Source organism: Streptomyces sp. NPDC014864 (assembly GCF_043081525.1).
In the GTDB taxonomy this organism is placed as follows: domain Bacteria; phylum Actinomycetota; class Actinomycetes; order Streptomycetales; family Streptomycetaceae; genus Streptomyces.
Genome location: NZ_JBIBWT010000004.1, coordinates 17,594 through 30,910 on the forward strand (window position 1 = coordinate 17,594; position 13,317 = coordinate 30,910).

Sequence of the window (13,317 nt, forward strand, 5' to 3'; positions counted from 1 at the left end):
AAGGATCCTCACCAGCAATGGCCGACGAGAACACTCCTGTCACCCCTGAAGAGGGCGGCGAACTCGCGATGCGCGTCGAGCCCGTCGGGCTCGAGACGGAGATGCAGCGCTCGTACCTCGACTACGCGATGTCCGTCATCGTGTCCCGTGCGCTGCCCGACGTCCGCGACGGTCTCAAGCCCGTCCACCGCCGCGTCCTGTACGCCATGTACGACGGCGGCTACCGCCCCGAGCGCGGCTTCTACAAGTGCGCCCGTGTGGTCGGCGACGTCATGGGCAACTACCACCCGCACGGCGACTCCTCGATCTACGACGCCCTGGTGCGCCTCGCCCAGCCGTGGTCGATGCGGATGCCGCTGGTGGACTCCAACGGCAACTTCGGCTCCCCGGGCAACGACCCGGCGGCGGCCATGCGCTACACCGAGTGCAAGATGGCGCCGCTGTCCATGGAGATGGTCCGTGACATCGACGAGGAGACCGTCGACTTCACGGACAACTACGACGGCCGCTCCCAGGAGCCGACCGTCCTGCCGGCCCGCTTCCCGAACCTGCTGATCAACGGCTCGGCCGGTATCGCGGTCGGTATGGCGACCAACATCCCGCCGCACAACCTGCGCGAGGTCGCGGCTGGCGCCCAGTGGTACCTGGAGAACCCCGAGGCGTCGCACGAGGAGCTGCTGGACGCGCTCATGGAGCGCATCAAGGGCCCCGACTTCCCGACCGGCGCCCTCGTGGTGGGCCGCAAGGGCATCGAGGAGGCGTACCGCACCGGCCGCGGCTCCATCACCATGCGGGCGGTCGTCGAGGTCGAGGAGATCCAGAACCGCCAGTGCCTGGTGGTCACGGAGCTGCCCTACCAGGTCAACCCCGACAACCTCGCGCAGAAGATCGCCGACCTGGTGAAGGACGGCAAGATCGGCGGCATCGCGGACGTCCGCGACGAGACGTCGTCCCGCACGGGCCAGCGCCTGGTCATCGTCCTCAAGCGCGACGCGGTCGCCAAGGTCGTGCTGAACAACCTCTACAAGCACACCGACCTGCAGACCAACTTCGGCGCCAACATGCTGGCGCTGGTCGACGGCGTGCCGCGCACCCTGTCCCTGGACGCGTTCATCCGCCACTGGGTGACGCACCAGATCGAGGTCATCGTGCGCCGGACCCGCTTCCGGCTGCGCAAGGCCGAGGAGCGCGCCCACATTCTGCGCGGTCTGCTGAAGGCCCTGGACGCCATCGACGAGGTCATCGCGCTGATCCGGCGCAGCGAGACCGTCGAGATCGCGCGCGGGGGCCTGATGAGCCTCTTGGAGATCGACGAGATCCAGGCCAACGCCATCCTCGAGATGCAGCTGCGCCGGCTGGCCGCCCTGGAGCGCCGGAAGATCGTCCAGGAGCACGACGAACTCCAGGCGAAGATCAACGAGTACAACGAGATCCTCGCCTCGCCGGTCCGTCAGCGCGGGATCGTCAGCGCGGAGCTGACCGCGATCGTCGAGAAGTACGGCGACGACCGCCAGACGAAGCTGATCCCGTACGAGGGCGACATGTCCATCGAGGACCTGATCGCCGAGGAGGACATCGTCGTCACGGTCACCCGCGGCGGCTACGTCAAGCGGACCAAGACCGACGACTACCGGGCCCAGAAGCGCGGCGGCAAGGGCGTGCGCGGCACGAAGCTGAAGGAAGACGACATCGTCGACCACTTCTTCGTCTCCACCACGCACCACTGGCTGCTGTTCTTCACCAACAAGGGCCGGGTCTACCGGGCCAAGGCCTACGAGCTTCCGGACGCCGGCCGGGACGCGCGCGGGCAGCACGTGGCGAACCTGCTGGCCTTCCAGCCGGACGAGGCGATCGCCGAGATCCTCGCGATCCGCGACTACGACGCGGCGCCCTACCTGGTGCTCGCCACCAAGGCCGGCCTGGTCAAGAAGACCCCGCTGAAGGACTACGACTCGCCGCGCTCCGGTGGTGTCATCGCCATCAACCTGCGGGAGCGGCAGGACGGTTCCGACGACGAACTGATCGGAGCCGAACTCGTCTCGGCCGATGACGATCTGCTGCTGGTCAGCAGGAAGGCGCAGTCGATCAGGTTCACCGCATCCGACGACACATTGCGCCCCATGGGCCGTGCCACCTCGGGCGTCAAGGGCATGAGTTTCCGCGAGGGGGACGAGCTGCTCTCGATGAATGTTGTTCGACCCGGTACGTTCGTGTTCACTGCCACCGACGGCGGGTACGCGAAGCGGACCCGCGTCGACGAGTACCGCGTCCAGGGCCGCGGCGGCCTGGGCATCAAGGCCGCCAAGATCGTCGAGGATCGCGGATCGCTCGTGGGGGCGCTGATTGTCGAGGAGAACGACGAGATCCTCGCGATCACGCTCTCGGGCGGTGTGATTCGTACGCGGGTCAATGAGATCAGGGAGACGGGCCGTGACACCATGGGCGTCCAACTGATCAACCTGGGCAAGCGCGATGCCGTGGTCGGCATCGCTCGCAACGCCGAGGCGGGACGCGAGGCGGAGGAAGTCGACGGCGACGTGGCCGTGGACGAGACCGCCGAGGACGACGTCGCGATCCTCGGTACGGACGAGGGTGAGGCGCCCTCGGACGAGTAGCACGAGGAGTGAGTCATCGTGAGCGGAGCCACGGGCGCCGGATCGGCCGGTAATTCCCCCGGCAGGGAAACGGACGGCGGCGGCCGTGGCTCCGCCGCGCAGACGACGGACTCGCACACGACCAACCTGAAAGCGATCAAGTCGCCCGCGACCGAGGCGCACGCGTCCCACACCCACGCATCCCAGGGGAGAACGGTGACCGACACCCGAGGCCCGCAGGCCCAGCCCGCGGCCGGTCAGCAGACCGCTCCTCCGTCCCAGGCGGCCGCCCAGGAGCGCCCGGCCTCCCCGCTCCCGGGGGAACGGCAGCCGCAGCAGCCCGCGGGCCCGTACCACCCGCCGCAGGCCTATCCGTCGGCTCCGGCGTCCACCGGCGCGGTGCGCCGGCCGCGCACGGGCGCCCGCACCATGCCGCGCACCCGCAAGGCACGGCTGCGCGTGGCCAAGGCCGACCCGTGGTCGGTGATGAAGGTCAGCTTCCTGCTCTCCATCGCGCTCGGCATCTGCACGGTCGTCGCCGCGGCCGTGCTGTGGATGGTCATGGACGCGATGGGCGTGTTCTCCACGGTCGGCGGGACCATCTCGGAGGCGACCGGCTCCAACGAGTCGAACGGCTTCGACCTGCAGTCCTTCCTGTCCCTCCCGAACGTTCTGATGTTCGCGTCGATCATCGCGGCCATCGACGTCGTCCTCGCCACGGCCCTGGCGACCCTCGGCGCGTTCATCTACAACCTGTCCGCCGGCTTCGTCGGCGGCATCGAGCTGACGCTGGCCGAGGACGAGTGACGTACCCGGGCTCCGACCCGGGAGAACCGATTTTGGGACTGCCCCCGTCGTGCGCTAATCTTCAGGAGTCAGCGCGCGGGACACTCACCGCAGAGCGCGGCGGGGCTATAGCTCAGTTGGTTAGAGCGCATCCCTGATAAGGATGAGGCCACAGGTTCAAATCCTGTTAGCCCCACCAGCGAAAAGAACCCCCAGTCTCAACGGCTGGGGGTTCTTGACATCTACGGCTGAAATCAGCCGATGAGTGGATCTTCCAGAAGCTCGGCCAGCATGCCGACCGCTTCCCGCTCACTCTCGCCAACCACGTGCGTGTAGACGTCCATGGTCATGCTGATCTGGCTGTGGCGAAGGATCGCCTGGGCGACCTTAGGGTGGACCTTCAGGAAGGCGAGCAGGTGCCGCAGGTGTGCCGGGCGAGCCGGACGGTGATCCGGCGGACGCCGGCGCGCTTGACGAGCCGGTCGAAGGTGCGGGAGAAGCCCATCGGGTCGATCATGCCGCCGTGCGCGGAGGAGAAGATCAGGTCATGGTCCGGCTCCTGTGCCCAGTGCTCACCGGCGATCTTCCGTTCCAGCTCTTGGAGCTCTTTGCGCTCCTCCAGGACGTGAGCGCAGAACTCCGGGAGCGGGAGCACGGCTTGTGAAGACTCCGTCTTGAGGTCCTTGAGGACCAGTCCCACGCCCTTGACCCGCTGTACCTGCTTGACCGGGGTGAAGTGGCCGGCCTCGAAGTCGATGTCCTGCCAGCGCAGGCCGAGCACCTCGCTGCGGCGGAGGCCGAGGACCAGGACGAGGACGCAGGCCGCGTAGAGGCGGTGAGCGCGGGCCGAGCGAAGGAACGGATCGCTTCCCGAGCGCTCCACGCCGTGCCCTTGTCCTTGGTCACCTTGGGCATGTCGACCAGGAGGGCGACGTTGCGCGTGACCAGCTCCTCGCGGAGGGCCCGGTTGAGAGCGTTGCGGAGGACGCGGAGCACCTCGAAGCGGGCGGAGGCACCGACCCTCTCCCGCGCCAGCACGGCCATGAAGGCGCGGATCTGAGCCGGGGTGAGCTTCACCAGGGACTTCTTCCCGAGGTGAGGCATCAGGTAGAGCCGCACCTTGGACTCGTACTTGGCGTACGTGTTGTGCTCGCGCTCCGGAGCGACGATGTAGGTCATCCACTCGCCGAGCGTCCAGGACCGGGACGGCACCGGGATGCCGTTGCGCTCCTGGTCCTGGAGCTTGCCGAGCTTCTCGTTGGCTTCGTCCCAGGTCCGGCCGTACACGTACTTGCGTACCCGGTTGCCGTCCGTGTCGGTCACGTACGCGGCGCCCTGGTAGCGACCATCGGACCGCTTGGTGATCGTGCCGCCGCCATTGGGCCGACGCTTCGCCATCAGGCAGCCTCTCCGATCTGAGCAGTGATGAAGTCGTGCACCGCCTGGTCCGGGATGCGCCGGCATCCGTCGACCTTGACGGACATGAGGCGGTGCGTACGGATCAGGTCGTAGACCTTGGTCCGGCCCACCTTCAGTCGCGCCATGACCTCGGGCACGGTCAGCAGGACAGGGGCGGCAGTGGTCATGCGTCGGCTCCTTCCAGGGCGTGCAAGGCGTTTAGCTCTTCGCGGGCGATCTCGCGGTTGTGCTGGATGTCGCGGCGGATGTTGGCGGCGAGCCAGGATTCGCCGGGGGTGTGGCCGTGGCCGGCGTAGGCCCAGTGGGCGAGGGTGAGCGTGGTTGCTTCCTCGTCGTCGGGGTCGGGCAGGCCGAGGGCGGAGCGTTGCTGGGCGGCGCGGTAGTCGCCGCGGACCTGGCGGAGTGCGCCGAGGGTGGTGGAGTAGCGGCGGGACTTGGTGGAGAAGTGGCCGCGGAAGCCGAGCATGTGTGCCCAGCCGCGTAACTTGCGGTCCGGGTAGAGCGGGTGGAGGTCGAGGCAGGCGGCGATGAGCCGGGCCGGGTGCTCGGGCACGTCGAGGAGGGCCAGGGCCTCCGTGTTGCCGATGCGGCGGTCTACGGTGCCGGTGGTCTCGGCGGCCTTGGTGGCGTACTTGGCGACGTAGGAGGCGACGGCCTGTTCGGTGATCTCGGCACCGTCCCCGAAGGCCCGGATTGGGCGTACGTCGATCTGCTCGCCCCACCGGAGGGTGCGGGCGGGCTGGTCCCCGGCCGGGGGCACGTCGACTGCGACACGGGCGGCAGCGGCCCGGATCGCACCGTCGAGGAGGCCACCCGTCGCCCAGGCCGGGGGCGGGCTGTCGGGTCCCTCGGGACCGTCGAAACGGATTACGGCATGGAAGTGGACGGCCCCGCGTTTCTGGTACTCGGCGACCTTGCCGAAGGAGACCCGGGGCTGCTCGCGGGCGGCCTTCTGGGTGAGTCCGGCCCGCTTGGCGATCTCGCGGCGCAGGTAGATCGTGAAGTAGCGCCACAGGTCGGAGGCGTGGTTGTTCCACAGCACCGCGCCCGCGTAGTCATACGACTCCGGGTCGATCGGCGTGCCCAGCTCGGGCACGTCCTCCTGGCCCCTGGAGCCCGGCCCCCACACGCCTTCGGCGCAGGGGCCGGCCCCCTGGGGCCGCAGCAGAACTACGGCTCCATGAGCCGAGCACCGCGAGCGCGACCACGGTCAGGACAGTGCCTCCGGCGAGGGATCGGCCGGCACCGGGATGGAGGGGGCGCCGTCGCCGCCCGCGGGTCCATCGTGGCGGATGCTGGGGGCTCCCATCCCGCACACCATCGACCCAGGCAGAGCCGAGCAGACGCGGCCCATGGCGTCCAGGTCGTTCGTACAGTGGCGCGCTCCACCTGGACGCCATGAACCACGCCCGCTCCACGGTGTGTGGGTCGACGGCGTACGGGATGGGAGCTGGGGCGGGTAATGGGCTGGGCGGCGGGATCAAGGCTGGCCGACTGGGCAGCGGAAACTATGTTGACCTTGTAGCCTCTCCCTGCCTGAATCGGTGGGGGGACACCATGATGCGTTTCTTGTTCTGGCTCATCGGGGGCAGTTTCTCCGTGGTCGGAGTGCTTGCCTTCTTCTTTGCGTCCGCCGAGATATGGGGCACTCCGGAACGGGATGGGCCGCATGCGGTCAGGAATGCCGTCATATGCGTCGGTGTCGGAGTCGCCAGCTTTGCGTTGATGTATCTGTTCTTCAAGCTGTAAGGGCTGGCCACCAGCAGCGATGATGTGCCAAGCGGCCAGCCGGGATGTGACATCAGCGACTGACACCAACAGCGGCGAACGGAGCTGAATCTCTGTGATCCAAGGCGACCGCTGAGCTTCCGGGGCACCTGGCACTGCCTGTACGACAGCTAGCCCGTGATCGACCTGATAAGGATGAGGCCACAGGTTCAAATCCTGTTAGCCCCACCAGCGAGAAGACCCCCGGTCCATCAGGATCGGGGGTTTTTGACGTCCAGGATCGACGTAGGCCCGCGCGGGACCGGACGCCCGGGAGGGGACCGGGCGCGGCAGCTGAAGCGGTGGCTGGGGCGGGGCCGGTGGGATGGTTGGGGTTCATTGCCGGCCTGGGGGATGGCTGGTGTCAGCGGTGGCCAGGTCTGCGTGGGCGGCACGTGGGTGGCAGAGGGGTACATGGCGAAGGTCCCCGGTCGGGGTGACCGGGGATCTTCGAGGCTGACGCGTGGTGCGGTACGCAAGTCTCGCCGTGACGTCATGGATGCGGGAGTGGCATCGGGGAGCCCCGGGCCGGCTCTGTCAGCGTTGCAGGGGGATGGTCGGTTTGACCGGCGGGGCGTCGGAGGCGCACAGCGGGTCCGTGGCGAGGGACTGCGCGTCGCCGGGCGAGCGGTGGCGGCAGGTGGGTGTCTTGCCGTGGGCCTCGGCGCGGATGCGCTGCTTCATCGTGGGGGGCAAGGACCTGGCATGGATCCGGGACCGGTGGGGTGTCGTCTGCGCCGGGACCCGGGCGGTGCTCTCGGGCGCCGTCTTCGGTCGTGACTGCGGAGCGGCGGCCGCGGTCGTGGTGGCGGTCGTGGTGACGACTCCCAGCGCCGTGCACAGCGCGAGGAAGGCGGTGACGATGGTGGTCCACAGCTTCATGAGCTTGTTCTGGTCCATGGCCCCTCACTTTCAGGTCGGGCGATTTGCGTACTTTCCTCATGATGTGTATGTGGCTCGCGAAGTGGTGGACCGACGCCCGTGGCGCGTCGATCTTCGGATGAACACCACTCGGATGGACGCAAGAGTGCAGAAAACATGCAGAGGCGGGGCGAGGGTGGCCAAAAGTGACCGTCCGTGCGGGTGTGATCACTCTGCGGCCGGAGCGGTGGTGTCCGCTCCTACTGGGAGTCCGCGCACGGCAGTTGACGGCGGACGCAGGTCACCGATCGATATCGGTCGGTGTGTATAGTCGGGCGCCAGAGGTCCCCTACGTCAAGGAAAGACGAGGTCGCGCGGTGAAGAAGCTTCTCCTGGTCGCACTGGCCGCCATCGGCGGGCTCCTCGTGTACCGCCAGATCCAGGCGGATCGCGCCGAGCAGGATCTGTGGACGGAGGCGACCGACTCCGTGCCCACGGGTTCCTGAGCACTGACACCCGGTACCGAGCAGACCCCGACCGCCGTAGCGGTCGGGGTTTTGTGTTGGGCGGGGTCTCGTGTTGCGGGGGCGCGACGCCTGGGGTAGCGCAGGGGGCGGAGCGTCGGGCGAGCCGGGCGTTTCGGACGCTCGTACGGAATGCGCGGATGGCGCAACGGTGCTCGGGGCAGGATGGGCGACGTCCTGAGCGGCGGGGAGGGGTGGCGCGGCATGGTGTGGCGTACGGGGACGGGTCAGCGGTCGAGGACGGGGCGCGGCCGCGGCGGTCGCCGCCGGTCGTACACCGGGTACGCCGTCGTACGCGCTGCCCTCGCGGGGGCGGTGCTGGCCCTGGCGGCCGCCGTACCGGTCCCGACCGCGGTCGCGGCCGACGGGGCGGGTCCGTACGCGTACGCCGACGGGTCCCGGTCCGTCACCGGCGCCACGACCAGCACGGACGCCGATCCCCTCGAACCCGGCCACACGTACCGCAGCTCCCTGCCGAAGAACGGCAAGCTCTACTACCGCCTCGATCTCGACGCCACGTCGACCGCCTACGTCTCCGTCACCGCCGTCCCCCGCGCGGGCACCGCCGTCGCCGCCACCGACGGCCTGCGGGTCTCGGTGCAGGACGCCGACAGCGACTCCTGCTCCCTCCAGTCCACCCGCTTCGGCGGAAGCCGCAGCCCGCACCCCATCGCCGCGTGGGGAGCGCGCGAGACGGGCCCCCGCAACGTGCTGTGCCAGGGAGCCGGCACCTACTACGTCGTCGTCGAACGCATCGACGACACGGAGTCCTCCCCGGACACCTGGCCCCTGGAGCTCTTCGCCGCGTCCGAGCCGCCCCTGAAGCGGACCGGCGCGACCAGGGCGCCCGACGTGTGGGACTCGGCCTCGCCCGCGCCCGTCACCGGCCAGGCGGTGGACCGGGCGGGCGGCGCGGGGTTCGCCGGGGCGAGCACGGTCGGGCCGGGAAGCTGGCGGGACCGGATCCGCCCCGGCCAGACGCTCTTCTACAAGGTGCCGGTCGACTGGGGACAGCAGCTGAACGCCACCGCGGAGCTGGGCAGTTCGAGCAGTGGCAGCGGCTATGTGATCGGCGCGCTGTCCCTGTCGCTCTACAACCCCGTGCGCGGATACGTCGCCGAGGCGGCCGACGGCTACACCGGCAGACAGGCGTCGGCCGCGCTGGCTCCCCTCCCGCCCGTCGCCTACCCCAACCGCTACGGCTTCGCGGACCAGGTGAAGGCCATGCGGTTCGCAGGCTCCTACTACCTGGTGGTGCACCTCGCCGCGCAGACCGCCGAACAGTTCGGCGACGGCCCCTTCGGCGTGATCCTCCGCGTCCGCACCGACGGCGCCGCCCGGTCCGGACCGGGATACGACGGCTCCGCGACCCCCCGGAGCCTCTTCGAGGTCACCGACCGCGACCGTGACGCGGCCACCCCCGCCGGGACGGCGGGCGGCTCCCCGGAGCTGCGTGCGCTCGCCGTGGGCGGAATCGGCACGGGGACCCTTCTGCTGGTCGTGCTCGGTGTCTGGACCCTTGTCGTCCGGCGCAGGGCGGGGGCCTGGTAGGGGCCGGCGCTCGCCGCGCGCGGCTCACATGCGGGACAGCGCCCAGAAGCCCACGGCGTAGCAGGCCAGCGCGAGGAGCAGGAGAGGGATGGCCGCCTTCGCGGGCGGCCCCGGGCGGCGGGGACGCTCGGCCCGGTGCCGCGAGGTCTGCCGTGCCGCGGTGGGAGCCGGTACGGGAGCCGGTGGGGCCTCGGCCGTGTACGAAGCGGCCGTGTACGAAGCGGTGGACGCGTCGGCGCGCTGCCACGCCGACGGAACGGTCGGCCCCGCCGGGTGCCGGGGCGCGTCCGGCCGGGGGGAGGCCGGCGCACGGGAGCGGTCGTGGGGGGAGACAGGGCGCGCGGGCGGCGGCTGGACGCGGCGTTCCCGGGCGGCGATCGACGGGGACGGCGGGGGCGTGGGCTCCGGCGGCGGCAGGTGGAAGCTGCCCGTGTCCGACATCGTGGAGGGCCGCTCGGGCACCGGCGCGCTGCCGTGGAGACCGGCGGACGGGGGAGGAGGAACGGGGGAGTCCACGGAACCGGCAGAGCTGCTGGAGGGGGTGGCGGAAGCGGAGGGAACAGGGGGGTGCGAGGGATCCGAGGAAGCGGACACGGCGCCGTTGGCGGTGGCCGGCCGAGCCGGGGCGCCCGTGCGGCCGGTACCGCCCACGCCGTCACTGAAGCCTCCAGAGCCTCCGGAGCCTCCAGAGATCCCAGAGCCCTCAAAGCCCCCAGAGCCTCCAGACCTTCCCGCGTCTCGAAAGCCCTCAGACCCCCCGAAGCCCCCGGTCCGCGCCCCCGTGCCCGTCTCCCGCGCGTGGACAAGGGCCACTCCCGGACTGCGTTCGAGCGGACCGTCGGGCCCGAAGCCCGGCGGGATCGGACCGAGTTGGTCGAAGATCTCGATCAGCTCGTCGTCGGGACCCGGCTCCGGCAGCAGCTCGGCCGCCGCCGCGAGCGCCTTGCGCGCCCCCGTGGCCGTACGGAACCGGGCCGCCGGGTCCGGCTGCACCAGTGTCGCCACGACCTGCCACAACGGCTCCGGAACGCCCTGGGGCGCCCGCGGTGTCCCGTGCTCCGCGAAGTACTCCACGAGCGCCTTGGCGTCCGGCTTGGCGCCCTCCAGCAGATAGAGGGCGACCAGGCCGACCGCGAACAGGTCGGCGGGGAAGTCCGGCTCCGCGCCCATCAACTGCTCGGGCGCGAGATAACCCGGCGTGCCCACCACGAGGTTGGTCTCCGTCAGCCGCGGTTCCCCCAGACGCATGGCGATGCCGAAGTCCGACAGGCGCAGCCTGGGCCGGCCGGTCCCGGTGGCCTCCAGCAGCACGTTGGCGGGCTTGATGTCACGGTGGACGACGTCCTCCGCGTGCACCGCGGCCAGCCCCGACAGCAACTGGTCGAGCAGGGTGCAGACGAACACCGGGGGCAACGGGCCGTAGTCCCCGACGAGATGGACCAGTGATCCCCCGGCCACCAGGTCCATGGTGAACAGGACCTTGTCGTCGTCCGCCGCCCAGCTGGCCGGCGCGAGCACATGGGGATGGTCGATCCGCAGCGCCTGTTCCCGGACGAAGCGCAGCAGCGAGTGGGCGTCGCGCTGCTGCAGGACCTTGGCGGCCACGTACCGGCGGCGGCGGTGGTCCCAGGCGCGCCACACCGCGCCCACCCCGCCGCGTCCGATCGGGTCGACCAGTTCGTACCGGCCGGCGAAGACCTCACCCATGGCTGTGCGTCGCTCCTCCCCCTGCGGTCACGCCCCTGGCTTCCCCCGCGGTGGGCGGCACGACTCCCGCGCCGCGACGAGTGGGACGAGCGTTACACCACTCCAAGTCCGCGGACTCCCGCACGCGTTCGGCAGGCTGTCCAACTCCCCCGCGCCGGACGGGCGGTGAGGTGTCAGCTCTGGTGGGACTGGTAGTGCGCGACCGCGTCGGAGGTGCGGCCCGCGCCGTAGACGCGGAGGAACTCGGCCAGCTCGGGGTGCGTGCCGGCGAGCGTGTCCGCAGCCTCGATGATGTCACCGGCGGCGGCGACGGACCGGAGCAGCGACTGGATCTCCCGGACCACCCGCTTGACCGTGGGCGCCCCGGAACTGTTCGTCGACTGCGTGGTGTTGCTGAGCACCGATCCCCCCTGCGACCGCTTGATCTCGTCCATGCGCTCGGTCGCCTCGGCCGCGCTGACGCTGCCGTCCGCGACCTGCCCGGCCAGCTCCTGCAGGAGCTGCACCCGCTGCACCACCGCCGGGTTGCCGATCTTCGCGCGCTGCCCGCTCATCAGCTGCGACAGCATCGGCGCGGACAGTCCCAGTACCCCCGCAAGACGGGCCTGGTTGAGCCCGAGGTCCTCTATGAGCTTGCGGAACAGTGCCCCCAAGGGCTCCCCGTACCAGTTCCGCTGCAGTTCCCGCGCTCTTGCGGTGGCTTCCTGCTGTGCGGCGTCCATGGCGTCTCCCCATCGCTTCCCCTAGGACCGCGGTTCGCTGTAGCGAACCGCGCGGAGTGCATCTTACGGAGAGTGGTCGGTCACGGGGACCCCCCATCTTTTTGCGAGATGTGGGGGGTGAACCGGTACTCTGGTCTGCGGCACCCGACCGGTACGCGGTTCTTCCGGCCGGATGCTCTGTTCCAGGGGCCTTAGCTCAGTTGGTAGAGCGCTGTCTTTGCATGGCAGATGTCAGGGGTTCGACTCCCCTAGGCTCCACTCCCCGCACTCCACGAAAAGCCCCTCCGACCGGCGCAGGAACCGGGCGGAGGGGCTTTCGTCATCCTGGGCGGGGAGGGAGGTCAGCCGCGCTCGTCGCGGTCCGCCCCCTCCTCCTCGGCCTCCTTGGCCTGGACCTCCGGGTCCAGTACGGACTGGCCGCTGCCGTCGACCGAGGCCAGTCGGCCCGTCTCGGGGACCTCGGTCGCCGCGGGCGGCTCCACCAGCCAGTCCGGGTTGGCCTGCTTGTCCCACCACTTCCAGGCGGCGAAGGCGCCGCCCGCGAGCGCGCTCAGGACCAGAAGCGTCTTCGCGGTGCGGCCGGCCCGCGCCCGCCGGTTGTGCTTGCGGGCGATCTTCTGGAGCTCTTTGGCAGAGAGCTGGCCGCGCATCGCGGCCAGCGCGGCGCCCGCCGCGGCGGCACCGCGGGCGGCGGCCTCGTCGGCGACGGGCTGGGCCGCCGCCACCGCCTGCTCGATCCTCGGCCGGGAGTACTCGGCGGCCTGCCGTGCGGCCTTGCGGGTGCGGGCCGCCGCCTCATGGGCGGCCCGGTCCATCTTGGGCGGGACATGGGCGCGAGCCTGCTCCAGCCGGGGTGCGACATGGGCGTCGTACTGGACGCGGGCCTGGTCTGCGGCGAGCGACACCTTGGGCGCGAGCCGTACGCGGGCCTCGTGTGCGTAGTGTGCGGCCCTGTCCTTGGCCGTGTCGGCGTAGGGCGCCACCACTTCCGCGGCGTGCAGCACGCTGTCCTTCGCCGAGCCGGTCGCGGCGCGCACGCTGTCGATGCGGGTCACGGGTTCCTCCTCCTCGGTGGCGTACGGTAATTCGACTTTCCACCCTTTTACGGATCATGCCTGTCGACACGCCCGAGGGCATGCGCGGACGGGCATCCGGGTCACGGGCGACGGCTCCGGTTGCCGTACGGCTCCTCCGTTCCGGCGTGCCCGCCGTGCCGGTGGGCCCGCCGTGCCGGTGGGCCCGCCGTGCCGGTGGGCCCACCCGAGAGACGATCACATGCGATAACGGACGAATACGGGGCAACACGAGCTTGAGGCCGACAATGCCACGGATTGCCGACTCGCGCTCCCCTCTTCGGGACGAACGGCGAGGTTTTCGCAAGCGGAT

The 13,317-nt window shown here is 70.3% G+C and carries 10 protein-coding genes, 2 tRNA genes and 2 pseudogenes; 6 read left to right on the top strand and 8 right to left on the bottom strand.

From position 1 onward, the window contains the following. Positions 1-17 precede the first annotated feature (17 nt). From gyrA to ACF1A5_RS08720, 3 genes are all read left to right on the top strand, one after another. Positions 18-2,615: a DNA gyrase subunit A gene (gyrA, locus tag ACF1A5_RS08710; RefSeq protein ID WP_392192125.1), complete on the top strand. Its 2,598-nt coding sequence runs from the start codon at positions 18-20 to the stop codon at positions 2,613-2,615. Positions 2,616-2,633: 18 nt separating this feature from the next. Beyond that, positions 2,634-3,401, top strand: coding sequence for a DUF3566 domain-containing protein (locus tag ACF1A5_RS08715; protein WP_392192126.1), 768 nt, complete (start codon positions 2,634-2,636; stop codon positions 3,399-3,401). Positions 3,402-3,502: 101 nt separating this feature from the next. Beyond that, positions 3,503-3,579: transfer RNA gene (locus ACF1A5_RS08720), tRNA-Ile, on the top strand. Positions 3,580-3,780: 201 nt separating this feature from the next. Here the strand turns inward: ACF1A5_RS08720 and ACF1A5_RS08725 are convergent. From ACF1A5_RS08725 to ACF1A5_RS08745, 5 genes and pseudogenes are all read right to left on the bottom strand, one after another. Further along, positions 3,781-4,263 (bottom strand): tyrosine-type recombinase/integrase, encoded by a 483-nt coding sequence (locus ACF1A5_RS08725; RefSeq protein WP_392192127.1) that lies wholly within the window; start codon positions 4,261-4,263, stop codon positions 3,781-3,783. 218 nt (positions 4,264-4,481) lie between these two features. Beyond that, positions 4,482-4,844 (bottom strand): annotated as a pseudogene (locus ACF1A5_RS08730) (hypothetical protein); the annotation flags it as partial. Further along, positions 4,778-4,966 carry a helix-turn-helix domain-containing protein gene (locus tag ACF1A5_RS08735; protein WP_392192128.1) on the bottom strand — a complete coding sequence of 63 codons (189 nt, stop codon included), beginning with the start codon at positions 4,964-4,966 and terminating at the stop codon, positions 4,778-4,780. The gene ACF1A5_RS08735 and the pseudogene ACF1A5_RS08730, both read right to left, overlap by 67 nt. Next, a pseudogene (locus ACF1A5_RS08740) lies at positions 4,963-5,916 on the bottom strand (replication initiator); the annotation flags it as partial. The gene ACF1A5_RS08735 and the pseudogene ACF1A5_RS08740, both read right to left, overlap by 4 nt. A 1,187-nt stretch (positions 5,917-7,103) precedes the next feature. After that, on the bottom strand, positions 7,104-7,466 hold the full coding sequence (locus ACF1A5_RS08745; RefSeq protein WP_392192129.1) for a DUF6344 domain-containing protein: 363 nt from the start codon (positions 7,464-7,466) through the stop codon (positions 7,104-7,106). A 338-nt stretch (positions 7,467-7,804) separates the two neighbouring features. Here ACF1A5_RS08745 and ACF1A5_RS08750 point away from each other — a divergent pair, with 338 nt between their 5' ends. After that, the gene (locus ACF1A5_RS08750) at positions 7,805-7,933 is read left to right on the top strand and encodes a DLW-39 family protein (protein ID WP_003999697.1); all 129 of its coding nucleotides are present in this window, start codon (positions 7,805-7,807) and stop codon (positions 7,931-7,933) included. Between the two features lie 183 nt (positions 7,934-8,116). Next, entirely contained in the window at positions 8,117-9,502 is a 1,386-nt protein-coding gene (locus ACF1A5_RS08755) for a hypothetical protein (protein ID WP_392192130.1), read from the top strand. A gap of 24 nt (positions 9,503-9,526) precedes the next feature. On the opposite strand, the gene ACF1A5_RS08760 is transcribed toward ACF1A5_RS08755, so the two are convergent. Together ACF1A5_RS08760 and ACF1A5_RS08765 are read right to left on the bottom strand one after the other, a co-directional pair. Further along, positions 9,527-11,209, bottom strand: coding sequence for a protein kinase (locus ACF1A5_RS08760; protein ID WP_392192131.1), 1,683 nt, complete (start codon positions 11,207-11,209; stop codon positions 9,527-9,529). A gap of 173 nt (positions 11,210-11,382) precedes the next feature. Next, the gene (locus tag ACF1A5_RS08765; RefSeq protein ID WP_356181465.1) at positions 11,383-11,931 is read right to left on the bottom strand and encodes a DNA-binding protein; all 549 of its coding nucleotides are present in this window, start codon (positions 11,929-11,931) and stop codon (positions 11,383-11,385) included. A gap of 185 nt (positions 11,932-12,116) precedes the next feature. Between ACF1A5_RS08765 and ACF1A5_RS08770 the strand changes: the two genes are divergently transcribed. Further along, positions 12,117-12,189, top strand: a tRNA-Ala gene (locus tag ACF1A5_RS08770). 83 nt (positions 12,190-12,272) lie between these two features. On the opposite strand, the gene ACF1A5_RS08775 is transcribed toward ACF1A5_RS08770, so the two are convergent. Then, positions 12,273-12,986 carry a DUF5324 family protein gene (locus tag ACF1A5_RS08775; protein ID WP_392192132.1) on the bottom strand — a complete coding sequence of 238 codons (714 nt, stop codon included), beginning with the start codon at positions 12,984-12,986 and terminating at the stop codon, positions 12,273-12,275. Positions 12,987-13,317 lie beyond the last annotated feature (331 nt).

What these genes read in the sequence shown, in the direction of transcription:
- gyrA (WP_392192125.1), top strand. Translation starts at nt 18, where the DNA reads ATGGCCGACGAGAACACTCCTGTCACCCCTGAAGAGGGCGGCGAACTC.
- ACF1A5_RS08735 (WP_392192128.1), bottom strand. Translation starts at nt 4,966, where the DNA reads ATGACCACTGCCGCCCCTGTCCTGCTGACCGTGCCCGAGGTCATGGCG.
- ACF1A5_RS08745 (WP_392192129.1), bottom strand. Translation starts at nt 7,466, where the DNA reads ATGGACCAGAACAAGCTCATGAAGCTGTGGACCACCATCGTCACCGCC.
- ACF1A5_RS08755 (WP_392192130.1), top strand. Translation starts at nt 8,117, where the DNA reads ATGGGCGACGTCCTGAGCGGCGGGGAGGGGTGGCGCGGCATGGTGTGG.
- ACF1A5_RS08760 (WP_392192131.1), bottom strand. Translation starts at nt 11,209, where the DNA reads ATGGGTGAGGTCTTCGCCGGCCGGTACGAACTGGTCGACCCGATCGGA.
- ACF1A5_RS08765 (WP_356181465.1), bottom strand. Translation starts at nt 11,931, where the DNA reads ATGGACGCCGCACAGCAGGAAGCCACCGCAAGAGCGCGGGAACTGCAG.